The 22,260-nt window shown below is 62.7% G+C and carries 23 protein-coding genes; 11 read left to right on the top strand and 12 right to left on the bottom strand.

Going from position 1 to position 22,260, the window contains the following annotated elements; genetic code table 11:
- The first annotated feature begins 243 nt into the window (after positions 1 to 243).
- Positions 244 to 528 carry an AlpA family phage regulatory protein gene (locus tag GE253_RS12155; protein ID WP_153204371.1) on the top strand — a complete coding sequence of 95 codons (285 nt, stop codon included), beginning with the start codon at positions 244 to 246 and terminating at the stop codon, positions 526 to 528.
- On the opposite strand, the gene GE253_RS12150 is transcribed toward GE253_RS12155, so the two are convergent.
- From GE253_RS12150 to GE253_RS12135, 4 genes are all read right to left on the bottom strand, one after another.
- Complete coding sequence (locus GE253_RS12150) at positions 494 to 1,750, bottom strand: tyrosine-type recombinase/integrase (protein WP_107123496.1); 1,257 nt, start codon at positions 1,748 to 1,750, stop codon at positions 494 to 496. The genes GE253_RS12155 and GE253_RS12150 overlap by 35 nt on opposite strands.
- Positions 1,751 to 2,044: 294 nt before the next feature.
- A complete protein-coding gene (guaA, locus tag GE253_RS12145; RefSeq protein WP_153204370.1) occupies positions 2,045 to 3,622 on the bottom strand; it encodes a glutamine-hydrolyzing GMP synthase in 1,578 nt (525 codons plus the stop codon).
- Positions 3,623 to 3,725: 103 nt separating this feature from the next.
- On the bottom strand, positions 3,726 to 4,394 hold the full coding sequence (locus GE253_RS12140) for a DUF2987 domain-containing protein (RefSeq protein WP_153204369.1): 669 nt from the start codon (positions 4,392 to 4,394) through the stop codon (positions 3,726 to 3,728).
- A gap of 23 nt (positions 4,395 to 4,417) precedes the next feature.
- Complete coding sequence (locus GE253_RS12135) at positions 4,418 to 5,239, bottom strand: class II glutamine amidotransferase (protein ID WP_153204368.1); 822 nt, start codon at positions 5,237 to 5,239, stop codon at positions 4,418 to 4,420.
- 198 nt (positions 5,240 to 5,437) lie between these two features.
- Between GE253_RS12135 and GE253_RS12130 the strand changes: the two genes are divergently transcribed.
- The 3 genes from GE253_RS12130 to GE253_RS12120 all read left to right on the top strand — a co-directional run bounded on the left by GE253_RS12130 (position 5,438) and on the right by GE253_RS12120 (position 8,344).
- Entirely contained in the window at positions 5,438 to 5,617 is a 180-nt protein-coding gene (locus GE253_RS12130; protein WP_153204367.1) for a CsbD family protein, read from the top strand.
- Positions 5,618 to 5,639: 22 nt separating this feature from the next.
- Positions 5,640 to 7,232, top strand: a complete 1,593-nt coding sequence (locus GE253_RS12125; protein WP_247878610.1) for a phospholipase D-like domain-containing protein — start codon at positions 5,640 to 5,642, stop codon at positions 7,230 to 7,232.
- A 179-nt stretch (positions 7,233 to 7,411) separates the two neighbouring features.
- Complete coding sequence (locus tag GE253_RS12120; RefSeq protein WP_153204366.1) at positions 7,412 to 8,344, top strand: ribose-phosphate pyrophosphokinase; 933 nt, start codon at positions 7,412 to 7,414, stop codon at positions 8,342 to 8,344.
- Between the two features lie 83 nt (positions 8,345 to 8,427).
- On the opposite strand, the gene GE253_RS12115 is transcribed toward GE253_RS12120, so the two are convergent.
- The 3 genes from GE253_RS12115 to gatC form a co-directional block, all read right to left on the bottom strand.
- The gene (locus GE253_RS12115) at positions 8,428 to 9,459 is read right to left on the bottom strand and encodes a methyl-accepting chemotaxis protein (protein ID WP_153204365.1); all 1,032 of its coding nucleotides are present in this window, start codon (positions 9,457 to 9,459) and stop codon (positions 8,428 to 8,430) included.
- Between the two features lie 370 nt (positions 9,460 to 9,829).
- On the bottom strand, positions 9,830 to 11,311 hold the full coding sequence (gene gatA, locus GE253_RS12110; protein WP_153204364.1) for an Asp-tRNA(Asn)/Glu-tRNA(Gln) amidotransferase subunit GatA: 1,482 nt from the start codon (positions 11,309 to 11,311) through the stop codon (positions 9,830 to 9,832).
- Positions 11,311 to 11,613, bottom strand: a complete 303-nt coding sequence (gatC, locus tag GE253_RS12105; protein WP_153204363.1) for an Asp-tRNA(Asn)/Glu-tRNA(Gln) amidotransferase subunit GatC — start codon at positions 11,611 to 11,613, stop codon at positions 11,311 to 11,313. Before gatC ends, gatA begins: the two co-directional genes overlap by 1 nt.
- A gap of 102 nt (positions 11,614 to 11,715) precedes the next feature.
- On the opposite strand from gatC, the gene ruvX reads away from it, so the two are divergent.
- The 3 genes from ruvX (at position 11,716) to GE253_RS12090 (ending at position 13,084) form a co-directional block, all read left to right on the top strand.
- Positions 11,716 to 12,249, top strand: a complete 534-nt coding sequence (gene ruvX / locus GE253_RS12100; RefSeq protein WP_153204362.1) for a Holliday junction resolvase RuvX — start codon at positions 11,716 to 11,718, stop codon at positions 12,247 to 12,249.
- Between the two features lie 61 nt (positions 12,250 to 12,310).
- Positions 12,311 to 12,631 carry a DUF4258 domain-containing protein gene (locus GE253_RS12095; protein WP_153204361.1) on the top strand — a complete coding sequence of 107 codons (321 nt, stop codon included), beginning with the start codon at positions 12,311 to 12,313 and terminating at the stop codon, positions 12,629 to 12,631.
- Between the two features lie 9 nt (positions 12,632 to 12,640).
- Complete coding sequence (locus GE253_RS12090) at positions 12,641 to 13,084, top strand: transcriptional regulator (RefSeq protein WP_153204360.1); 444 nt, start codon at positions 12,641 to 12,643, stop codon at positions 13,082 to 13,084.
- A 5-nt stretch (positions 13,085 to 13,089) separates the two neighbouring features.
- On the opposite strand, the gene GE253_RS12085 is transcribed toward GE253_RS12090, so the two are convergent.
- Complete coding sequence (locus tag GE253_RS12085) at positions 13,090 to 13,638, bottom strand: GNAT family N-acetyltransferase (RefSeq protein WP_173012609.1); 549 nt, start codon at positions 13,636 to 13,638, stop codon at positions 13,090 to 13,092.
- Positions 13,639 to 13,993: 355 nt separating this feature from the next.
- Here GE253_RS12085 and GE253_RS12080 point away from each other — a divergent pair, with 355 nt between their 5' ends.
- Entirely contained in the window at positions 13,994 to 14,758 is a 765-nt protein-coding gene (locus GE253_RS12080; protein ID WP_153204358.1) for a TerB family tellurite resistance protein, read from the top strand.
- 71 nt (positions 14,759 to 14,829) lie between these two features.
- A complete protein-coding gene (locus tag GE253_RS12075) occupies positions 14,830 to 16,647 on the top strand; it encodes an ATP-binding cassette domain-containing protein (protein ID WP_153204357.1) in 1,818 nt (605 codons plus the stop codon).
- 42 nt (positions 16,648 to 16,689) lie between these two features.
- Here the strand turns inward: GE253_RS12075 and GE253_RS12070 are convergent, their stop codons facing one another.
- The 4 genes from GE253_RS12070 to GE253_RS26235 form a co-directional block, all read right to left on the bottom strand.
- Positions 16,690 to 18,396, bottom strand: a complete 1,707-nt coding sequence (locus GE253_RS12070) for a hypothetical protein (RefSeq protein WP_153204356.1) — start codon at positions 18,394 to 18,396, stop codon at positions 16,690 to 16,692.
- Positions 18,397 to 18,607: 211 nt separating this feature from the next.
- Positions 18,608 to 19,297 carry a 2,3-diphosphoglycerate-dependent phosphoglycerate mutase gene (gpmA, locus tag GE253_RS12065; RefSeq protein WP_153204355.1) on the bottom strand — a complete coding sequence of 230 codons (690 nt, stop codon included), beginning with the start codon at positions 19,295 to 19,297 and terminating at the stop codon, positions 18,608 to 18,610.
- Positions 19,298 to 19,394: 97 nt separating this feature from the next.
- Complete coding sequence (locus GE253_RS12060) at positions 19,395 to 20,504, bottom strand: alpha/beta fold hydrolase (RefSeq protein ID WP_247878628.1); 1,110 nt, start codon at positions 20,502 to 20,504, stop codon at positions 19,395 to 19,397.
- Positions 20,431 to 20,964: a hypothetical protein gene (locus GE253_RS26235; protein WP_247878609.1), complete on the bottom strand. Its 534-nt coding sequence runs from the start codon at positions 20,962 to 20,964 to the stop codon at positions 20,431 to 20,433. Before GE253_RS26235 ends, GE253_RS12060 begins: the two co-directional genes overlap by 74 nt.
- A 185-nt stretch (positions 20,965 to 21,149) precedes the next feature.
- Between GE253_RS26235 and phaR the strand changes: the two genes are divergently transcribed.
- Positions 21,150 to 21,764 carry a polyhydroxyalkanoate synthesis repressor PhaR gene (gene phaR, locus GE253_RS12055; protein WP_153204353.1) on the top strand — a complete coding sequence of 205 codons (615 nt, stop codon included), beginning with the start codon at positions 21,150 to 21,152 and terminating at the stop codon, positions 21,762 to 21,764.
- A 194-nt stretch (positions 21,765 to 21,958) separates the two neighbouring features.
- Entirely contained in the window at positions 21,959 to 22,192 is a 234-nt protein-coding gene (locus GE253_RS12050; protein WP_153204352.1) for a hypothetical protein, read from the top strand.
- Positions 22,193 to 22,260 lie beyond the last annotated feature (68 nt).

Genomic DNA, 22,260 nt, shown 5'->3' with positions numbered 1-22,260 from the left:
CGTCGCGATCATCGGCCGAACGCTGGCAGCCAACAAGCTTTTGAAGGACCGAGAAGATCGCCAATCGCCTTTAGGTAGCCTTCCAACGCAGCACGCCCAGTCTCAGACAGGTGAAAACTTGTAGCAGCCGACAGAAACCCGCCGATGTGTACGCTACAGCCCGAAAATACCGCACGGCATTTCGAGGGGGCTTCCAGTACCGATATCTATCGCTTTCAATCGCCTTAGAGAAGGAGATTGAGAATGCGAAAGACCGAAACTACCCAAATCAGGCGAACAATCCGGCGCCACCAGTTACGCGAGATGGTGCCGATGGCTGACAGCACGATTTATGAAATGGAACAACGTGGCGAGTTCCCTCGTCGGTTCGCGCTCTCGCCACGGTGTATCGTTTGGGACCTGGCCGAGGTCGAGGCCTGGCTGATGGCAAGGCGGGCTGCCCCGATCCGTCGAGCACAGCACCCTGACGTCACCAAGCGCAAAACCCGACCGGTCAAAGGGCGGGATCAAGCTCCATCACGGGCATAGCTGGCGGCAGAAGCGTTGGGGCGTGCTTCCGACCGTCGATCCAGGCGTCCACGGTATCCGCCCACTGCTGCATCATATGCCGGCGCTGCACCTCATACTCGGCCTTGTTGTAAACGCCGCGCGATGAACGCCCGTCCTCGTGCGCCAGGCACTTTTCGATCCAGTCGCTGTTAAAGCCCAGCTCATTTAGCAGCGTCGAGCCCGTCCGCCGCAGATCATGAACCGTGAAAGGCTCCAGCGGCAGCCCCTCCTTCTTGGCCTGTTCGACGACGGCATAGGTGACCCGATTGAAGGTCGCGCGCGACATCGGCGCGTCCGCGTCGTACCGGGACGGCAACAGATATCGGGAGTTGCCGGAGCAGGTCTTGAGGGCGATCATGATGTCCAACGTCTGTCGGCACAGGTAGACGTTGTGCGGCTTCGACCGCTTCATGCGCTCCTTCGGGATGGTCCAGACGGCGTTGTCGAAATCGATCTCGTCCCATACCGCATCCTGCAACTCACTTTTCCGGACCATGGTGAGGAGGAAGAGTTTCATGCCGAGGCGGATTGTCGGTAGCGTCGCGACGTGCTCGAGCTGTTTGAACATGATGCGGATCTCGGCGGGTGAAAGCGCGCGGTCCTTCGGCGTAAAGGTGGCGATCGAGGCCGGACCAACGTCATCGGCCGGATTGGCGACCTTCTCGCCATGCAGAATGGCATAACCGTAGATCTGCTTGAGGATATCCCTAACGTGGATGGCGGTCGCAGGCGCACCCCGCTCGACGATCTTGCCGCAATGGGCGCGCAGGTCATCAGGTGTGATCTCTGTCAGAAGTCGGTTCCGCCAGACGGGCATGAGTTCGCGTTCGAAGATGGAGCGACGCATCGCGCGCGTGCTGTCGGCCATCGTTGCGTTGGTCAGCCATTTCTCGCCGAACTGGCCGAAGCTCTTTGCTTCCTTGATCCGGCGCTTCTCCCGCTGCTTCTCGATGGCGGGGGACCGCCCCTCGGCAATCGCCCGGCGCGCGTCAATGCATAGCTCTCGAGCCCTGGCGAGCGATATCCCGTCGCGGGCATACCTACCGAGATAGACGGTCTCCCGCCTGCCGTTCAGCCGATAGTCGAGCCTGAACGAGATGGCGCCCGACGGCGCGACGCGCACATACATGCCGTCACGATCGGATACCTTGTACATTTTGGCTTTTGGTTTCAAACACTTGAGTGCTGCATCGGTCAACATTTCGGGCCTCCTTGCGGAAAAGTACCGTCACGCGGTTTTTGGAGGCCGATGTCGTCGAAAACGCTTATATTTCAGCGTATTAGTTCGAAAAAAGTACCGTCATGAGCCTCATTGCTCCTGACGGTACTTTCGTTTTTCCGGTTGATCAATGGGGGCAAGGCCCGTCAGCGAGGCCGCCGAACGCGATCTACGCCCACCGATAGATGTCGATAGGTACAGGAGTATTTTATTTTTGTTTACAGTGCGTTAGGTCGTACTTTAGCGCAAATTCGGCGGCGTTCGGATGGGCCTGAATTATTCCCACTCAATCGTGCCGGGCGGTTTGGACGTGATATCATACGTCACCCGGTTGATGCCGCGCACCTCGTTGATGATACGGGTGGCGACGCGACCCAGGAAGCCATGGTCGAACGGATAATAATCCGCTGTCATACCGTCCACCGAAGTCACGGCGCGCAGCGCACAGGCGTAATCATAGGTGCGACCATCGCCCATCACCCCCACCGTGCGCACCGGCAGCAGCACGGCGAAGGCCTGCCAGATGGCATCATAGAGGCCGGCATTGCGGATTTCTTCCAGATAGACCGTGTCCGCCTTGCGCAGGATTTCCAGCTTCTCCCGCGTGATCTCACCGGGGATGCGGATGGCCAGCCCCGGCCCTGGGAACGGGTGACGGCCGACGAAGCTGTGCGGCAGACCCAGTTCGCGGCCCAGTGCGCGGACCTCATCCTTGAACAGTTCGCGCAGCGGTTCCACCAGCTTCAGCTTCATGCGGTCGGGCAGACCGCCGACATTATGGTGCGACTTGATGGTCACCGACGGGCCGCCGGTGAAGGAAACGCTTTCGATCACGTCGGGGTAGAGCGTGCCCTGGGCCAGGAACTCCGCCCCGCCGATCTTGGCGGCCTCTGCATCAAACACCTCGATAAACAGGCGGCCGATGATCTTGCGCTTCTGTTCCGGGTCGGAAACACCTTCCAGCTGGCCCAGGAACATGTCGGACGCATCCACATGCACCAGCGGGATATTGTAATGGTCGCGGAACAGGGTGACCACCTGATCGGCCTCGCCCGCCCGCATCAGGCCGGTATCGACGAAGATACAGGTCAACTGCGTACCAATTGCCTCATGGATCAGCACGGCGGCGACGGAGCTGTCCACCCCGCCGGACAGGCCACAGATCACCTTGGCAGAACCCACCTGTTCACGGATGCGGGCCACGGCTTCGGCGCGGAAGGCCGCCATGGTCCAGTCGCCCTTCAGACCCGCGACCTTGAACAGGAAATTGCGGATCAGCGCGTCGCCATGCGGAGTGTGATACACCTCCGGGTGGAACTGCACGGCGTAGAAACGGCGGGTATCATCCGCGATGATGGCATAGGGGGCGCCTTCCGACGTGGCAACGATGCGGAAACCTTCCGGCAGCTTTGTCACCCGGTCGCCATGGCTCATCCAGACCTGTTCGCGGGCGCCAACGTGCCATACCCCGTCAAACAGGGCGCAATCACCCTTCACATTCACAAAGGCGCGGCCAAATTCGCGGGTGTCACCCGGCTCCACCTTGCCGCCCAGCTGCTCGCACATGGTCTGCTGGCCGTAGCAAATGCCAAAGACCGGCACGCCCAGCGTCCACACCGCATCATGGGCGCGCGGGCTGCCGGCTTCGGTCACGCTGGCCGGCCCGCCGGAGAGGATGATGGCGCGGGGGGCGAAGGCGCGGATACGCTCTTCCCCGGCGCTGAACGGGATGATTTCGCAATAGATGCCGGCTTCGCGCACACGCCGGGCGATCAACTGCGTCACCTGCGATCCGAAATCCAGGATCAGGACGCGGTCGGGATGGGCGGCGATGTCGGGGGCGGCGGCGGCCATGGCGCATATTCCTGGCTAGTGTCGGAAAATGCGCCGCACCCTAACCGAGGGGGCGGGGTGCGGCAAGCAGACGCCAAGCAGGGCAGCCCCCGCTTCAGGGCCCTTACTCCTTGGTGCTGATGGCCGTATAAGCAGGGGGTTTGCTGAGGGTGATGCTGGGATTCTCCCGCCGCAGCTTCTTGTCATTGGGGATCATCACCCGCCCGTCCTTGTCGGCCTTGATGACCCGGCTGCTGGATGCCCCCGCCAGGGTGGCGGTGCAATCCACCCCGCAGAAGACCCGCAATGTCTGGGCCGAGGGCGCCACGAAGGACAGCATCCCCGCTTCCTTGCCGATCAGCTTGTCAAACTGGGCAAAGGCCGCCTGCACATCGGCATAACTGAAATGGCTGCCGTCGCCCGACAGCTTCATGCCCACCTGCACACGGATGGCATAGTTCTTTTCCGACTGGTTGAACTGAACCAGCGTATTGGTCTTCAGCCATTCCGGCTGATAGGGAAGCTGGAAGGCATTGTCGGCATCAACCGGAATATCCTTCACCCCGTCCGGGCTGGCGATGCTGATCGTCACCGGCAGGTTAAGCTGTTTGCCATCTTCCGCCCGGATGGAGGTGCGCAGCGACAGCCGGTCCCGTTCCTTCAGGGAGTAGAACTTGTCCAACTGGTCGAACAATTCCTTGTAGGGCACCTGATGCACCGCCGTCTGGGCGGGGGCAGGGCCGGCCAGCAGTGGTAACACCAGGACCAGGGCGGCCAGCGCAGGGTTCCTCATCGCCTTATCCTCCTTGGATGATTTCACGTGACAGGGGCCATCGGTTCCACCCGCACCTGCCCGCCTTCTGCCACCAGGAAGCTGGCATCGGGTACCTCTGTCCAATGGCCGGGATCTTCATCCAGCGGTTCGGAAAGGACCAGCACCGAATCCCGTCCCCCTCCGTCCAGGCAGAGCTTGCCATCCTGGCAACCTTCGACATGGCCCTGGGTCCAGTAAAGGCTGGGCGAATGTTTGTCGCTGGACCAGCGCACGGCGTAAAGCCGCTGGCCATCGCTGGCCGCCGCCGTCATGCGGAACGGTTCTTCCACCCCTTCGGCCCGCATCAGGCCCAGAATCTGGGCGATGGTGCGGGCAAAGGCACCGGCCGGGTCTTCCATCAACCCATTGCCCAGGGCCAGGAAGAAGAAGGCCTCGCTATCCGTCGATCCTTCGCGGAACCGATAAAGATCGCGGCGGATCAGCCCTTCCACATCCTGGCGCACTTGAGGCCAGCCACCGATCTGGCCATTATGCATGAACAGCCAGTCGCCATAACGAAACGGGTGGCAATTCAGCCGCGAGGTGGCGGTACCGGTCGACGCCCGCACATGGGCAAAGTATAGCGGCGAGCGAATCTGCTCCGCCAGGGATCGCAGATTGGCATCCGACCAGGCGGGCATCGTATCCCGGTAGAGCCCCGGCCGGCTAAGATCGCCATACCAGCCCAGGCCGAACCCATCGCCATTGATGGAAACGACACTGCGCTGGGCGTGCAGCGACTGGCGGATCAGGGAATTGCGGGGCTGGAACAGCAATGTATCCATGGAAATCGGCACGCCCGCATAGGCTAACCAGCGACACATGAAAAGGGGACTCCAAAAGCCAACGGGCAACAGACTGGCCGGTTCTTGTGGCGGAACAAGGGCGGATACCGACAGGACAGCGCATGGGGGGTACCCCCTCAGCCGATGGACCCACAGCCCCCACGCCCCCGTTTCAACAACATCCCGCCGCTGCGCTCAGCAGACATGGCGGGCCAACAACCGGTCTGGAGGACCACCATGAGCAAGGACAACATCAAGGGCAAGCTCAACGAGGTGAAGGGTGAGATCAAGCAGGCCGTGGGCCGCGCCACCGATAATCAACGTCTGGAAAATGAAGGCACCGCCGACAAGGTGAAGGGCAAGGCCCAGCAGGTGGCCGGCCATGCCAAGGAAGCCGTCCGCGACATCACCCGCTGAGCCAGCAGGGGCCGAACCGATCATGCGCGAGACCATGGAAGGGACGGCCCTTGAGCTGAACAGTGCCCCGCCGCCGGACGGCCCCCCCGCGTCCGGCGGGCCGGTGGCGTTGCTGCGCCCTGGGGAGACCTGTTGGCGGCTGGAACGGGCCGACCGGCTGGGCGTGATGATTGATGCGCAGGATTATTTCCGCAGCCTGAAACAGGCTTTGCTGGGCGCGCGCCATCAGGTGCTGTTGATCGCCTGGGATTTCGATACCCGAATCCGGCTGGAACCCGATCGGGACCGGCCAAGCCCCGCCAAGGCCCCGGACAAGCTGGGCCGTTTCCTGGCCTGGCTGATCCGGCGCAAGCCGGGTCTGCAGGTGCATGTGCTGAAATGGCGTTTCAGCGGTATCTGGGGGTTGATGCGGGGCATGACACCGCTCTGGGTCTTGAACCTGATGAGCGACCGACGGCTGCATTACCGGGTGGCGTCTGACCATCCGCTGGGCGCCTGCCATCACCAGAAAATCGTCGTCATTGATGACCGCATCGCCTTTTGCGGCGGCATTGATATGACGGCGGAGCGCTGGGACACGCGCGGTCACCTGGATGACGACCCGCGCCGCCGTGGCCCCGGCCCCAAACGTTACGCGCCCTATCATGACATGACCGCCGCCGTGGATGGTGCCGCCGCCCGCGCGCTGGGCGATCTGGCCCGCCAGCGCTGGTTTCACGCCACCGGTGAACGGCTGCCGGCCCCACCGCCACCCACAGCCTATGAACCGGCCCCCTGGCCCCCTGGCCTGCTGCCTTTGTTGCGCCAGCCCCTGGTCGGTATCGCTCGCACCCAGCCCGCCTTCAGCGGACAGGAAGAAGCACATGAGGTGGAGCGACTCTGGCTGGAGGCCATCCACGCCGCCCGGCGCTATATCTATATAGAGGCGCAATATGTCGCCTGCCGCCGGATTGGTCAGGCCCTGCTGGAACGGCTGGAACAGCCGGACAGGCCGGAGATCGTCATCATCAACCCCACCATCGCCAATGGCTGGCTGGAGGAGGCGGCCATGGGCCGCGCGCGTGACCTTATTCTGGGCGCGCTCTGCGCCGCCGACCCGGAGGGAAGGCGATTCGCCTGTTATGCACCGGTGACGCCCAAAGGGGTGCGCATCTATGTTCATGCCAAGCTGCTGATCGTGGATGACAAGGTGCTGCGTATCGGCTCCTCCAACATGAATAACCGCTCCATGGGGGTGGACACGGAATGCGATCTGGCCGTGGCGCTGGGTGATGGGCCGATGGATCAGGAGGGACGCGGCCGGCTGCGCGACATGCGCGACGGGCTGATCGCCGAACATCTGGGCATCTCCGTCCCGCTGGCCACGCGAACGATTGCCGAAAAAGGCGGCATGATCGCCGCCATTGAGGCTCTACGGCGCGCCGGCGGCAAGACACTGGTTCCCATCCTGTGCCAGGAGGTGACCGCAGCAGAAACCTTCCTGGTGGAGCAGGAATTGCTGGACCCGGAGCGACCACGCTATCCGTTCCAGTCTTTCTTTCACCGGTTGGATTGGGGCTGGGCCCGTCGCCGCAAGGCCCGTCGGCTGCGGCGGGCCGCAAAACCGATAAAATGATATAAACCCTATCCATGTTTTGACGGTCTGCCACACCGTTGTAACGCGCAAGGGTGCCGCGATTTACAGTTTGGGGGGCCTGGGGTTATGGTGCGCCCGCCTTCGTGAAGGTTTGGCGACATTGTTTCGCGGTGGCGCCGCTCACCCCTCCCCTTTCACCCAATGACGGGCAGCACGACATGAAGCTGATCGCCGGTAACAGCAATCAGCCCTTGGCTGAAGCCATTTCCCAGTGCCTTGAGGTTCCGCTGACCAAGGCCACCATCCGGCGTTTTGCCGATAACGAGATCTTCGTTGAGATCAACGAGAATGTCCGCGGTGAGGATGTTTTCGTGGTCCAGTCGACCTCGGCCCCGGCGAACGACCATCTGATGGAATTGCTGGTCACGATCGACGCGCTGCGCCGTGGCTCCGCCCGCCGTATTACGGCGGTGCTGCCCTATTACGGCTATGCCCGTCAGGACCGCAAGACCGGCCCCCGCACGCCGATTTCCGCCAAGCTGGTGGCCAATCTGGTGACGACGGCCGGCGCCAACCGCGTGCTGACGCTGGACCTTCATGCCGGCCAGATCCAGGGCTTCTTCGACATCCCGCTGGATAATCTGGTGGCCGGTGGCGTGTTCACCAAGGACATCCAGGACCGGATCAAGGATGGCAACCTGATGGTTGTCTCCCCCGACGTGGGTGGTGTGGTGCGCGCCCGCGCCATTGCCAGCCGCCTGAATGCCGATCTGGCCATCATCGACAAGCGCCGCGAACGCGCCGGCGTCTCTGAAGTGATGAATGTCATTGGTGATGTGAACGGCCGTGACTGCATCCTGATCGACGATATCGTCGACAGTGCCGGCACGCTGTGCAATGCCGCCGTGGCCCTGAAGGCGCGTGGCGCCACCTCTGTGCGCGCCTATGTCACCCATGGCGTGCTGTCCGGCGGTGCGGTTGACCGCGTTGCCAAGTCCCCGCTGGATGAGCTGGTGACCACCGACAGCATCGTGGCGACGGAAGCCGTGCGCAATGCGCCGAATATCCGTCAGCTCTCGATTGCCAATCTGATGGCCGACGCCATTGAGCGCATCAGCAACGAACGCTCGGTGTCCAGCCTGTTCGACTGATCGGACGGCAGGTAGCGGTTAAAGAGAGGGCGGCAGGCCGATATGGCCAGCCGCCCTTTTTTTGTTCAGGGCTACCTTTCCAATCAGTGGCTCTTTTCCCCTGACTGGACGATCACCCCGTACCAGCCGAGCCCGCGATAGGTTTCATAGCCCGGCGTCAGGGCAAATCCGACCAGACGGCCATACTTGTCGACATAGTGCCCCATCGGCTTGCCACCGGTTTCCAGCGGAAATGTCTCCGTCAACTGGCCTCGCCCATCGGATGAAGCGATGACCCGGCCAGCGGCATCCACCAGCAGGCAACGCGTATGCGCTTCCTCGCTGTGATCCAGCCGCACGCCGGTGGTCACGGCTCGGGCCTGCGGCTCCCAGTCGAAGAAAATGCCCATGGCGCCGATGACATCACCATCCACCGCCCCATCACGCCGCACAGCAGTGGAATAGGTTGCCACCGTGCGGCCATCCAGGGCCGGGTTGGTGGTGACATCAACCACAGCGAAATCCGCTCCGTCCTTGGTGGCCAGCGCCTGCCGGAACCAGGGTTCATTGGCGACATTGGTGCCGACGGCATGGGGGAAGCGGCGGGGTCGGCCGGTGGCAATCACCCGCCCGCTGCGGTCAGCCACCCACAGATCCAGATAGACCGTGTAGCTGTCCAGAATCACCCCCAGGCGCGAACTGGCAAAAACCGTCGCGTCAGGCGTGGGGGCGGCGATACAATCCACCACCGCCTTGTCAGTGGCCCACCAGCGCACATCGCAGGAGCGTTCATAGAGATTACGATCGATGATCTCGATCATGTTGAGCGCCAGATCGGCCAGACGCTGGCCCCGGAAACGAACCATCAGGTCTTCGCCCACGGTGGCCATACGGTCCACCAGCTGGCCGATCTCGCTCCGCAGCTCGCTGGCCACGACACTGACCTGGCGGGAGATGGAATTCACCTCATTCGCCACCACGGCAAAGCCACGCCCGGCATCGCCGGCCCGACCGGCCTCGATCAGCGCGTTGAAGGCCAGCATCTTGGTGGTACGGTTGATATCTTCGATGGCGGAGACCTTCTGGCTCGCCACATCCAGCACGTTCCTCGTCAGATCGATAAGGCTGTTATCCATGAGCCGCCTCTTATGTGCACTGCAACAGCGTGTTTTTCCAGAAAGCAAAAACCGTGCCTGTTACAAGCTACCCGTTAACCTATTGACAAGATTTGACATTAAATAAATGACCGGACGATAGATAATTTCGCATATGCCGCATGAAACAGCAGGAAATAGCTTGCTGCCTTGTAATTAAGCTGTCTTAAATGAAACAAAGTCTGAACATCGCTGTACCTGGCAAGAACAGGGGCTCCTCGCATGGTGGCAACTGGTTCTAACCCCAATACACGTTGATGTTTGTGGCCGTGCGCCGCTCTACGCGCAGCAAAAAGGGCGGCACCACTGGCACCGCCCTGTTCACAACTGACCAAAAAACAGGCCGACCGGATCAGCGGCAGAAGGGCGGCAGCGGCTGCGCGCCGGCTGCCTGTTCCATCACACCCGCCACCCGCAGCAGCGTCACCTCGTCAAACGGACGGCCCAGGATCTGCAGACCCAGCGGCAGCCCATCAGCAGCCAAGCCCGCCGGCACGGAAATGCCCGGCAGCCCGGCCAGGCTGGCCGGCACGGTGAACACGTCATTCAGGTACATGGAAATCGGATCATCCTGCTTTTCGCCGATGGCAAAGGCCGTGCTGGGGGCCGTCGGCGTCAGGATCACGTCGCACTGCTCGTAAGCCTTGGCAAAATCCTCGGCAATACGGGCGCGGACCTTCTGCGCCTTCAGGTAATAGGCGTCATAATAGCCGGCCGAGAGCACATAAGTGCCGATCATGATACGGCGGCGCACTTCCTTGCCGAAGCCTTCACCACGCGTATTCTCGTACATCTCCTGCAGATCCTTGCCCTCGACGCGCAGGCCGAAGCGCACGCCGTCATAACGGGCGAGGTTGGAGGAGCATTCCGCCGGGGCCACCACGTAATAAGTGGCCAGCGCGTACTTGGTGTGCGGCAGGCTGATTTCCACCGGCACCGCGCCGGCTGCCTTCAGCCATTCAATGCCCTGCTGCCAGACGCGCTCTATCTCCGCCGGCATCCCCTCCACCCGGTATTCCTTGGGAATACCGACGCGCAGGCCACGGATATCGCCGGTCAAGGCTGCCTGGAAATCAGGCACCGGCATATCGACGGACGTGCTGTCCTTGGGGTCGAATCCGGCCATGCTCTGCAGCATGATCGCGGCATCGCGCACCGTGCGGGTCATCGGGCCAGCCTGATCCAGCGAGCTGGCAAAGGCGATGGTGCCCCAGCGGGAGCAGCGGCCATAGGTGGGCTTCAGCCCGACAATACCGGTGAAGCTGGCCGGCTGGCGGATGGAACCGCCGGTATCCGTGCCGGTGGCGGCAATAGCAAAACGACCGGACACGGAGGCCGCCGACCCGCCGGAAGAGCCACCGGGCACCAGCTTGCGTTCCGCCGCCGCCGGGTCTTTGCCGGTCCAGGGGTTCAGCACCGGGCCGTAATAGCTGGTGATATTGGCCGAACCCATGGCGAATTCGTCCAGGTTCAGCTTGCCCAGCATCACCGCACCATCGCGGAACAGGTTCGCGGTGATGCTGCTTTCATAGGCCGGCTTGAAGCCGTCCAGGATGTGGCTGGCTGCCGTGGTCAGCACGCCCTTGGTGCAGAACAGATCCTTGATGCCCAGCGGCATCCCGTCCATCGGACCATTGGTCCCGGCACCATAGCGCGCGTCGGATGCCTTGGCCTGGTCGAGCGCGATCTCCGGCGTCTCCGTGATGAAGGCGTTCAGCGGGCGGGCCGCCTCCACCGCCTTCACATAGGCCTCGGTCAGTTCGACCGCGGTGAATTCCTTCTTCTTCAGCCCGTCCAGGGCCTCCGACATGGAAAGATGGGTCAGATTGGTCATTATTCGACGACCTTGGGCACGGAGAAGAAATGTTCGGCGGCGTCGGTGGCGTTCAGCACCACGGCGTCGGGATAGCCACCATCGGTCACCTGATCGGCCCGGCGGCGCAGGGTTTGGGCGGCAACGGAGGTCATCGGCTCAACACCGTTGGTGTCAACCTCGCCCAACTGCTCGACCCAGCCGAGCAGTTTGTTCAGTTCATCCGCCAGATGCGCCTGTTCCTCTTCCGGCACCTTGATGCGGGCGAGGTGGGCGATCTTTGCCACGGTCTTGGCGTCCAGGGTGGCCTTGTCCTGCGACATGGTGCTAAATCTCGTCATAGCTGCGGGCGTCTTGCCCCGGCCGCCCCCATCAGGAAACCGATGATGCGGGCGCGAAAGCGGTTTGGAAGCTAGCACCACGTCATGGCAATCCGCAACCTTGAGGAACTGAAACCCGCAATGCCCCGTCACGCACGGCTGATGGGGCTGGATATCGGGGAGAAGACCATTGGTCTGTCCGTCTGCGATCCGGGCTTCAGCGTCGCATCGCCCATCGGCACCATCCGCCGCACCAAATTCACCCAGGATGTGCAGGAACTGGCCCGCGCCATGAAGGACCGCGACGTGCGCGGCCTGATCATCGGCCTGCCGGTCAATATGGACGGGACGGAGGGGCCGCGCTGTCAGTCGGTGCGAGAATTCGCCCGCCAGATCCTGATGCGCCCGCAAATGTTCGCCCAGGGCGAGCCGGAAGTCGCCTTCTGGGACGAACGGCTGTCCACCAGTGCGGTGGAACGCATGATGATCGAATGGGACATGACCCGCAAGAGGCGGGACGAGGTGGTGGACAAGATGGCCGCCGCCTACATCCTGCAAGGTGCTCTGGATTTCATGAAGCGGGCGGAGCAGGACGCGGCGGGAGACGAAGAGGATGATGCTGAGGGAGAAGATCGCTGACCCGCCTTCGGCCATCTTGACAAGTGAACGAAACCTATCATTTTTATAGGTGAGGGCGTGAATGATGAATCCGACGCAGGCAACCGCCTATCTGAACAGGTTGGCGATTGTTGAAAGTCAGATTTTCATTACACCCCATGCCCGTACCCGTGCGCCCGAAAGGGGAAAGTATCCGCTTCTGGCCAGCCAGATCATTGCCTGTATCCGACATGGGATGGTGACGGAAGGTCCGTATGACGATCCGAAATGGCCCGGAAAGCTGAAATGCACCGTCACGCGCGTGCGCGACGGTGAACATCATGAATGCGTTGTCTCATTCGATCCGGCGGGGCCGCCGGTGGTGGTGATCACCGCCTATGAATGGCGCCGCCGCGTCCGCTGAGAGGCTTAAATGCTGCACTACACCGATTGCGGTCTGGAAAATATCTATCTGGCCAATGGCTATCAGGTGATGGAGACACCGTATGGCAAGGCGGTGTCGGTAGAGAATGCCCGCGAGTTGCACCAGCGCATCGGTTGCGATCTGGTCAATGGGATGCCGCATCTGTCAGGTCGGCAGTTCCGATTCCTGCGCGCCGTGATGGATATGACGCAGGCTGAACTGGCCCGCCCTTTCGGCAATGATGTGCAGACAATTGCCCGCTGGGAGAAACTGTCGCGCGTGCCGAAGCTGGCAAACCAGTTGATTCGCCAGATTTACCTGGAACATGTGGGCGAAAAGCCCAGCTATACCGAAACGGTGGAGCGGGTGCTTTCCCTGCCCGCTGCCAAGCCCCGGCTGCAATACCGCGACGCCGGGGCGGGTTTGTGGCAACAGGATGTCGTGGCGGCCTGACCGGGTCACGCCGCGCGCGGCAGGCCGCCGGGGTCCAGCATCATGGTCAGCGCCGTGCTGCCGCGATCCATGGCTTCCAGGGTCAGGGAGAAGGCATCGGCGGGCGGCAGGTCGAAATCGCACACCACCTCCCCGCAATCAAACGTGACGCGGGCATCCAGCCGGCCGGCGATTCGCAGCATCCGGTGATTATCGCCCAGGCAGAACAGCATCATCCGGCCCATGCCGCGATTGCGGGCCAGCACCATGGCCCGGCGCACCATGGTGCTGCCAACGCCCTGGCCCTGCCAGTCGGGTTCAATAGTGATGGCCAGTTCAGCCCGTTCGCCACGCGACGGGTCGCGGCGCAGTTCCACAGCGGCGCGGACTTCACCACCGATCAAGGCGACCAGGATGGTGGCATGGGCCCAATCGATGCCATCCACATAGGCACGCACCGCATCATCCGACATGCCGCCCATGAATCGGGCCCGGCGATCCCCGCGCGGCAAGCGCAGCAGGTGGTCGGCGTAACGCCCGGCCTCAGCCGGCAAAAGGGTGCGGAAAACGGTCATGGCAGGAACATCCAACGTCATGAAAGGCAAAAGGTTAAAACCCGAACGCCCCATATGCTGACGCAACCATCCCCGCTGGTACCTGCCCACGCAAGGCGGCACCTGTTCTTGTGCGCTGCAATATAAACCTGTGACGCGATGATGCAATAAGGCCAAGCCTCCCCCAGCCATGCCGTTCCTGCATTGCGTCCGGCGTGCCGTGCGTTATCCTGTAATATCAGTTCCCTCAGCGCCGGGCGGCGGCATCCGCCGCCTTGGCTCACGCGGGCACGAGCCCGCGGGCCAGCGGTCGCTGGCCGCCACGGGCCATGACCATGACCCGTGGCATAACGGGCAATCGAACGGCAGAACGATCATGAGCATCTGGGGCAAGGTCATTGGCGGTGCGGCGGGTTTCGCCATCGGCGGGCCGCTGGGTGGCTTGATCGGCGCCGTGGCGGGTCACGCCGTGGACGAGTTGCGCAGCGTGGAGCTGCCCGACGGACCGGACGGCAAGCCGGATCAAACCCAAAGCATCGCCTTTACCGTCGGCGTCATCGTGCTGGGGGCCAAGATGGCCAAGGCCGATGGCGTGGTCTGCCGGATGGAGATCAACGCTTTCCGCGAGGTCTTCAAGGTACCGGAGGCGGAGTTGCGCAATGTCGGCCGCCTGTTCGACATTGCCAAGCGCGACAGTGCCGGCTTTGAAACCTATGCACGGCAATTGGCCGGCATGTTTAAGGACCGGCGCGCGGTGCTGGAGGAGTTGCTGGGCGGCCTGTTCCATATCGCCGTTGCCGATGGCGTGGTGCATGAGGCCGAACTGACCTTCCTGCGCCGGGTGTCGGAGATTTTCGGCTTCCCGCCGGCGGAGTTTGAGCAGATCCGCCGCATCCATGGCGGCACCGCCGCCGGCTATGGCGACCCGCTGGATGATCCCTATGCCGTGCTGGGCGTGCCGGCGGGGGCGGATTTCCCCACGGTGAAGGCAGCCTATCGCCACCTGGCGCGGGAAAACCACCCGGACCGGCTGGTGGCCGACGGGATGCCGCAGGAATTCATCGATCTGGCTCAGGAAAAGATGGCCGCCATCAACGCCGCCTATGACCGGATCGAGAAGGCGGCGCGGGAGAAGGTGTAATCCCCTTCCCTGCCCCCGCCATTGCCAGTAGAACGGGGCCCAAGCATCCCGTTCCAGGAAGTTCCCCACCCATGGCCCCCAATAATCCCGCCCTTGTCGGCCTTGCCGGCGCGTCTGTCCATATGGGCGCCACCGTGCTGTTCGAGAATATCGACGTCGCCGTCTCGCGGGGGGAGAAGATCTGTCTGGTCGGCCGCAATGGCAGCGGCAAATCCACCCTGATGAAGGCGCTGGCCGGCATCATCGATGTCGATAAGGGCGAACGCTTCATCCAGCCCGGTGCCAGGGTGGCCCATCTGGCCCAGGAACCGGATTTCACCGGCTTTGCCACGGTGGCCGAGTTTGTGGCCGGCGGGCAGGATGAACCGGCCCTCTATCGCGTGGAAGCGGTACTGGAAGCGCTGGACCTGCCGGGCGACCGGGCCTGCGCCACCCTGTCGGGCGGTGAGTCGCGCCGGGCCGCACTCGCCCGCGCGCTGGTCGATCAGCCGGACGTGCTGCTGCTGGATGAGCCGACCAACCATCTGGATATCCCCACCATCCTTTGGCTGGAAAAGGAATTGCAGCAGTTCCGTGGTGCCCTGCTGCTGATCTCCCATGACCGGGCCTTCCTGGCCAACCTGTCCAAGCGCATCTTGTGGCTGGATCGCGGCGTGCTGCGCACCACCGAGCAATCTTTCTCCCAGTTTGAAACCTGGCGCGATGAGATCTATCGGGAGGAAGAGGCGACATATCACAAGCTGGACCGCAAGATTCAGGCGGAACTGAAATGGATGTGGGAAGGCGGCATTTCCGGCCGCCGCACCCGCAATATGGGCCGCGTGCGCCGGCTGCAGGGGATGCGTCAGGAACGCGCCGACCGCATCAAATCCCGTCAGGTCAATCTGGGCATCGCCGAAGGCGACGTCTCCGGCAAGCTGGTGATCGAGGCGGAAGCCATCTCCAAATCCTTCCATGGCAGTGCCGGGGAACGGGTGATCTGCCGTGACTTCTCCACCCGTATCCAGCGCGGGGACAAGGTGGGGCTGATCGGCCCCAACGGGGCCGGCAAATCCACCATCCTGAAGATGCTGATCGGCGAACTGACCCCCGACAATGGCAATGTGAAGCTGGGCACCAACCTGCAGACCATCGTCTTTGACCAGCGCCGCGCCCAGTTGGACCCCAATGCCACGCTGAAACAGGTGCTGCTGCCGGAAGGCGGGGACAATATCTGGGTTGGCGGCAAGCCGCGCCATATTGCCAGCTATATGAAGGACTTCCTGTTCGATCCCTCCATGATGGACCAGCCGGTGCGCGTGATGTCCGGTGGGGAGCGCAACCGGCTGCTGCTGGCCAAGCTGTTCGCCCAGCCCAGCAACCTGATGGTGCTGGACGAGCCGACCAACGACCTGGACATGGATACGCTGGACCTGCTGGAAGAGGTGCTGGCCGATTATGACGGCACACTGCTGCTGGTCAGCCACGACCGTGACTTCCTGGACCGGCTGGTCACCAGCACCATCGCCGTGGAAGGCGATGGCAATGTCGCCGAATATGCCGGCGGCTATAGCGATTACCTGATCCAGCGCAAGGAAAACGAGCCGGAGGCCGCCAAGCCCACAGCATCCAAGCCCAGCGCCCCCAGCCAGGCCGCCGCGCCCAAAGCGAAGAAGAAGCTCTCCTTCAAGGAGAACCGGGAGCTGGAGGAACTGCCGGGCCGCATCGACGCGCTGGAAAAGAAGATCAAGCAGTTGGCGACCAAGCTGGCCGACCCTGCCTTCTATGGCAAGGATGCCAAGGGCTTTGCCAAGGCGACCGACGATATCGGCACGGCCCAGGCCGAACTGGCCGCCGCCGAGGAGCGCTGGCTGGAGCTGGAAGCCCTGCGGGAAGAGCTGGAAGGATGAGAAGGGGCCGGGTATCCCCGGCCCCTATCCACCACAAGAGGGTCACGCGGGCGGAGGCACGTCCCAGGGGCCGATCACCAGCGAAACCGTTGCCCCGCCCGGCACATTGGTCAGCGTCTTGGATGGCACGTTGGGACCGGTATAGCTCCCGATCGGGTTCTCATCCATGCTGAAACCATAGACGGCGTTCCCGATCATGATCGGGGCATTATTGTTCGGATCCGTGCGGGAATCCGTGCCCACGAGCGTGCCGTAATGCAGGAACTTGGCATAGAGGTGGCACGTGGATTTGGCCCCATACCAGGCCGATGCATCATTCCACTGGGCCGTTGATTCACCCTTGCTGACGGCTTTGCTGAAGACACCATTCTGGGCCACACCCCGGCACAGGGCTTCCCATATCGTGTCCTGCAACAGCCCCTCGTCCGGTGCAGGTGTTCCCGCGAAGGCCTGTTGAAAGACGTAGAGCGCCGATGCCAGCCCCGGCACCGGCTGCGAGAAGCTGTATGTCAGGTCCGTTTCTGTGGAGGTCAGACTATAGGTGCCAAGCTGGCCGCCCGAGGGAACGGTGCATTCCCCGGAATAGATCCGGCCCCCCAGATCGATGCTGAGATAATTACCGTCAGCGAAGAAGGCGGCCAGCGTCTGGTCCCAATAGGTGGTCAACGTGTCCGTTCCGGTGTTTCCCTGGATCATGCGCGCCTGCAGCATGTCATTGGGGTCGCAGATCGCGAAAAACTGCTGACCGACCAGCAGCGGCTGACTGGTTGAACCGCTGATGGCGGCATCATAAAGCAGCTCCGCAAAGGCGGATGCGCCGGGGGTGCCCGCCGTCACCTCGTTCGCGATAAATGTACTGAAAGCAGCCCCGATCTGTTTGCGACCGAATGACGGATCAGCACCGTAGGAGATGCCGTCATAGGTGAAGGACAGATTCAGCCCGAAGCCGTTCACTGCCGATACATCGAACTGCGCATCATAGCCGAATTCGAAAATATCGAACGGCCCCGGTGCGGCGATGCCGGGCGGGTTGGCATAGGGATAGGCAGTATATTGCATCACATTGCCGACGAATACCGGCAAGGGTGCTGGTTGGGCCGTGGCAACAACAAAAACCAATCGGTTGGAACCGTTGGTCTGTGTAGAGAGTGTCACCGTGTCAATGCTGGAAACCAGGTAGAAATTCACACCCTGATCGATTTGCACGGTAACGCTGCCACTATTATCGGCAAGTCCGGCACCATAGGCACCGGTCAGATCATCATTGATGCATAGATAAAGTGTGCCGACATCGCCTGATGGCATCACCTGCGGCCCGTCGCCGATCAGGAAGGCTGTGCCACTCTCCCCGACCTTACCCACCAGCGCACCCATGGTGACACCGGGCATCGGAAAGGCGGTTTGGCTGCCGGGCACGATCAGGCCGGGGCAGCCATTCGCATCGTATGCGTTGCCGTCATTGGTTTTGGGATCAGCGGTCCAATCACCCGAGACGTAAGTCACCGTCACCGTCTGTCCTGCGGCAACCTGAACGCCGGAATCCTGCCACCCAACATTTGCCTGCACGCTGACGCTGGTGCTGGGGGTGGTGGTAAAGCTTCCATCCTGCTGCAGCGATTGGAATTCACTGCTGCCTTCGTTGATCCAGCCGCAAACCCATGCCCTTGGCGTCCCAATCTTCCCGTCAAGCCCTGTATCATCGGTCAGATTGATCGATATTGGACTTATACCATTTTCTGTGCCAGCCATGACGATCCCCCGCGCCCGATGAAAAGACACGTAACAGTAGATTGGATATATGGTTTAATCTACTATTATTATTTTGTTATCATATTATACCCGCAGCACGAAATCATGCGCCGGGCGCCCGCATCCGCGGGCTTGGCTCGCGCGGGACATGCCAAAAAAAAGCCGCACCCCCTTGCGGGGATGCGGCCAACATATTGAAAACAGAACGCTATCAATCCAGGAAGTAACGGTCCTGCGCCTTCAGATCGGCATCCAGCTCATAAACGATGGGCTTGCCGGTGGGGATTTCGAACTGAACGATGTCCTCATCGCTCATGTCGGACAGATATTTCACCAGACCGCGCAGTGAGTTGCCGTGCGCGGCGATCAGCACGCGCTGGCCGGCCTTCACCTGCGGCGCCACGACATGGACCCAATAGGGCACCACGCGGGCCACGCAATCCTTCAGGCTTTCGGTGCGCGGCAGATGCGCCTTCGGCATCCCGGCATAACGCGCATCGCCATCGGGCAGGCGCTCATCGCCTTCCTCCAGGGCCGGCGGGGCGATGTCATAGGAACGGCGCCAGATCTTGACCTGATCGGCGCCATGCTTGGCCGCCGTCTCCGTCTTGTTCAGGCCCTGCAGGCCGCCATAGTGACGCTCGTTCAGGCGCCAGTTCTTGTGCTGCGGCAGCCACAAACGATCCATGGCTTCCAGGGCCAGGTTGCTGGTCTTGATGGCGCGCGTCAGCACCGAGGTGTGGCAGCAATCAAAATCGAAGCCGGACGCCTTCAGCTTTTCGCCGGCCTGACGGGCCTCTTCCACGCCCTGGGGCGACAGGTCCACATCGGTCCAGCCGGTGAACAGGTCCATCTGGTTCCAGACGCTCTGGCCATGGCGGATCAGGACTAGCTTCGTCATCTCCCACTTCCTTCAAAAAAGTTCCGGCTTGCGGGGGCCGGGTTAGCGGATAGCGCGGTCCTACCACAGCAGCCAGAGCCGTGCCAGCCGCAAGGGCTCAGCCCGCCGCCAGCAGCCAGTCCCGCAGCGGCTGCCAGAGTTTTTCCTTTGCCCCGCTGCTGACCACCATGCCGATATGGCCCAGTGGCGGATGCCAGGTGGTGGCTCCGGGGATCGACCGGGCCAGCGCATCGGCAGCGGCCGGCGGCACAATACGGTCACGCGCCGGCACCACCACCAGCGCCGGCTTATGCCATCCCTCTGGCCGCACCGGCGCGCCGGCCACCAGCCATTCACCCCGCCCCGGCGTGTTGGTGCCGTACCAGTCACCCAGACATTCCCGCGCGATGGCGGCCGGCAGGGTGACGCCGTCATTCAGCCAATCCTCCAGCGCCACGAAATCATCGGCCGCATCGCTGGCCAGATCCATCTCGGCAAAGCGGCTGAATTTCTTCAGAGCCAGCAGCGGGTCCAGCGTGGCAAAGAAAAGCTGCACGGCATCGACCGGCAATTCCCCCAGCAGGTGCAGCGTCGGTTCAAAGGGCGGCAACAGGGTCGCCACCCGCCGCGCGCCCGCCGCATCATCGGCATGGAAATCCCACGGCGTGGCGAGTGCCACATAGGCGGAGACCTGATCAGGCCGGCGCAGGGCCGCCGCCAGGGCCAGCAGCCCGCCCATGCAATAGCCGGCCAGCACCACCGGCCCGCCCACCTGGGCCACCACCTGGTCCAGCGCCCGGCCCAGCCGGCCGGCGATGATATCGGTCAGGGTGAAGGGCCGCTCCAGCGCCCCCGGCTGGCCCCATTCCAGCAGGAAGGGGCGCAACCCCTGCCCGGCCAGCCAGCGCAGCAGGCTTTTCCGGTGCGACAGGTCCAGGATATAGCCGCGATTGATCAGGGAGGGTACGAACAGCACCGGCCGGCCCTGCCCGCCGAAATCCAGCAGCCTTGTCGCCCCTTCCCGCCAGATGGCGGGGGCATCCGTGACATCGCGCTGATAGGGGTGGCGACGATAGCGTTCCAGCCCGGTCATGAAACGGTCGATTCGCCGCCGCATCTCCCGGTCCAGCGCCGCCGGCAGCCCGGCCAGCGGGTCAGGGGGCGGGTTTGGCCCGGGGGCTGCGCCGGGGGGCTGGCTTCTTTCGCGCCACCGGGCGATCAGCGCCATCAGCTCCGCCGCCTGCGGGCGCAGGCTGGGATGCCAGGGCGGCGAGCTGTTGTTCAAGAGCGGCAATCCGGCCGCCGAGCTGAGCAAGATCGTCAGCCCCATCCCCAGATGCAGGCCCAACGGGCGCGGCCCCTGCCGCAGGGGCCCGCTCCCCATTTCCCGGCTGTCGCGCACCCGTTCCCCCCTTGCTGGCCTCTGCTTTCGTCTCAGCCGTGCCGTTCGGCCACAGGCCGGCCATCATATCCGCCCAAGGATTGCGTTCCCCCTTGCCGCCACCGAAACCGGGCGGCATGGACAGGAACGGGTTCAGCATCAGCGCCGACTGGCCGACCGCCTGCATGGTACGCGCCACGCTGTCGGCCATGGTGGGGTCGCTGCACAGCGCCGCCCATTGCTCCTGCCACAGGTCCAGATATCGCCGGGCCAGATCGTCCAGCGATGGCGGTTCGGCCTCACGCATCGATGCCTCCTCTCCTTATCCGCAGCATGGGCGGGACACATACAATAACGCGCTTGGCCGGCTGATCTGAAACAATTGTTTCGCCTGGATCGTTGTGGCGTTGCGGAACGCTTGCGCTGCGACCGCGCAATGACGTACTCCTAGTGATAACAAATCGGTGTTCGAACGGGAGGGTGCGAAGGCAAATGGCTGACAAAGAAGAGGCTAAGCCCGCGCCGGTGACGATCAAGAAGTACGCCAACCGCCGGCTGTACAACACCGCCACCAGCAGCTATGTCACGCTTGATCATCTGTGCCAGATGGTCAAGGACGGAACGGATTTCGTCGTCTATGACGCCAAGACGGGGGATGACATCACCCGCTCGGTGCTGACGCAGATCATCGTGGAAGAGGAATCGAAGGGCCAGAACCTGCTGCCCATCCCATTCCTGCGCCAGCTGATCAGCTTCTATGGCGACAATATGCAATGGCTGGTGCCGCGCTATCTTGAACATTCCATGAAGTCCTTTACGGGCAATCAGGACAAGATGCGGGAATATTTCCAGACCACCTTCGGCAGCATTTTCCCGTTCGGCGGTTTTGAGGAGATGAGCAAGCAGAACATCGCCCTGTTCGAACGGGCCATGCGCATGTTCAGCCCCTTCAACGGCGAAGGCGGTGCGATGGATGCCAGCGGCACGCCGATGGCCGCCACGGGCGACGCGCCTAAGCCGAAGGCCGATGATAAATTTTCCGAACTGCAAAAGCGGCTGGATGAGCTGCAGAGCCAGATGGAAAGCCTGACTCGCCGCAAGGAGTAGGCTTGCGCTTGTGTTACCGGCGGGATTGCCTTGGCATCCCGCACCCCAGAAAAGCGGATCAACCGCCGAACCGGAGAACACCCGCCCCTGCCAGGGCGGGTGTTCTGCTGTCGGGCTGTGATGAAATCGGGACATCCGCGCGGCCCCCATTTCGTCACGGGATCGGGGGGGCGGAACCGTGCGTTGATGGGGGCATGACATATCACCTGCCCATCGGCCGGCCCCGTCCGGCCCGACCGACCCGCCTCCTGCCGGAAGACAGGCTGGAGGCGGGCCCCATCCTCGACGCGGAATGGTGGGAAGACGAACCCGCCGCCGTGATCGGGCCCGTGCCACCCCAACGCGCCCAGCGGCACCGGCCACCGGATCGGGCCAGCCACCGGCTGGCTTGCACGGCCTATCGTCAGGCGGCGCATTTCTACGCGTGATGCGGGCTTTTGGTGATGGAGAAGCAGGGTTTCTGCTCCAACGCCCCCCCTTTTGTGCCTCCCCCGCC

Source organism: Niveispirillum sp. SYP-B3756 (genome assembly GCF_009495745.1).
Lineage (GTDB): Bacteria > Pseudomonadota > Alphaproteobacteria > Azospirillales > Azospirillaceae > Niveispirillum.
The sequence above is the reverse complement of the archived record's forward strand: the minus strand, read 5'-3'. Positions and strand labels throughout refer to the sequence as shown.

Coding starts and splice junctions, on each gene's coding strand:
- GE253_RS12140 (WP_153204369.1), bottom strand. CDS start 4,394: ATGAGGAACCCTGCGCTGGCCGCCCTGGTCCTGGTGTTACCACTGCTG.
- GE253_RS26235 (WP_247878609.1), bottom strand. CDS start 20,964: ATGCGTGAGGCCGAACCGCCATCGCTGGACGATCTGGCCCGGCGATAT.
- GE253_RS12150 (WP_107123496.1), bottom strand. CDS start 1,750: ATGTTGACCGATGCAGCACTCAAGTGTTTGAAACCAAAAGCCAAAATG.
- GE253_RS12120 (WP_153204366.1), top strand. CDS start 7,412: ATGAAGCTGATCGCCGGTAACAGCAATCAGCCCTTGGCTGAAGCCATT.
- GE253_RS12095 (WP_153204361.1), top strand. CDS start 12,311: ATGATGAATCCGACGCAGGCAACCGCCTATCTGAACAGGTTGGCGATT.
- gatC (WP_153204363.1), bottom strand. CDS start 11,613: ATGTCGCAGGACAAGGCCACCCTGGACGCCAAGACCGTGGCAAAGATC.
- GE253_RS12155 (WP_153204371.1), top strand. CDS start 244: ATGCGAAAGACCGAAACTACCCAAATCAGGCGAACAATCCGGCGCCAC.
- GE253_RS12060 (WP_247878628.1), bottom strand. CDS start 20,504: ATGGCGCTGATCGCCCGGTGGCGCGAAAGAAGCCAGCCCCCCGGCGCA.
- GE253_RS12070 (WP_153204356.1), bottom strand. CDS start 18,396: ATGGCTGGCACAGAAAATGGTATAAGTCCAATATCGATCAATCTGACC.
- GE253_RS12125 (WP_247878610.1), top strand. CDS start 5,640: ATGCGCGAGACCATGGAAGGGACGGCCCTTGAGCTGAACAGTGCCCCG.
- GE253_RS12090 (WP_153204360.1), top strand. CDS start 12,641: ATGCTGCACTACACCGATTGCGGTCTGGAAAATATCTATCTGGCCAAT.
- phaR (WP_153204353.1), top strand. CDS start 21,150: ATGGCTGACAAAGAAGAGGCTAAGCCCGCGCCGGTGACGATCAAGAAG.
- guaA (WP_153204370.1), bottom strand. CDS start 3,622: ATGGCCGCCGCCGCCCCCGACATCGCCGCCCATCCCGACCGCGTCCTG.
- GE253_RS12050 (WP_153204352.1), top strand. CDS start 21,959: ATGACATATCACCTGCCCATCGGCCGGCCCCGTCCGGCCCGACCGACC.
- ruvX (WP_153204362.1), top strand. CDS start 11,716: ATGGCAATCCGCAACCTTGAGGAACTGAAACCCGCAATGCCCCGTCAC.
- gatA (WP_153204364.1), bottom strand. CDS start 11,311: ATGACCAATCTGACCCATCTTTCCATGTCGGAGGCCCTGGACGGGCTG.
- GE253_RS12130 (WP_153204367.1), top strand. CDS start 5,438: ATGAGCAAGGACAACATCAAGGGCAAGCTCAACGAGGTGAAGGGTGAG.
- gpmA (WP_153204355.1), bottom strand. CDS start 19,297: ATGACGAAGCTAGTCCTGATCCGCCATGGCCAGAGCGTCTGGAACCAG.
- GE253_RS12085 (WP_173012609.1), bottom strand. CDS start 13,638: ATGACCGTTTTCCGCACCCTTTTGCCGGCTGAGGCCGGGCGTTACGCC.
- GE253_RS12115 (WP_153204365.1), bottom strand. CDS start 9,459: ATGGATAACAGCCTTATCGATCTGACGAGGAACGTGCTGGATGTGGCG.
- GE253_RS12075 (WP_153204357.1), top strand. CDS start 14,830: ATGGCCCCCAATAATCCCGCCCTTGTCGGCCTTGCCGGCGCGTCTGTC.
- GE253_RS12135 (WP_153204368.1), bottom strand. CDS start 5,239: ATGTGTCGCTGGTTAGCCTATGCGGGCGTGCCGATTTCCATGGATACA.
- GE253_RS12080 (WP_153204358.1), top strand. CDS start 13,994: ATGAGCATCTGGGGCAAGGTCATTGGCGGTGCGGCGGGTTTCGCCATC.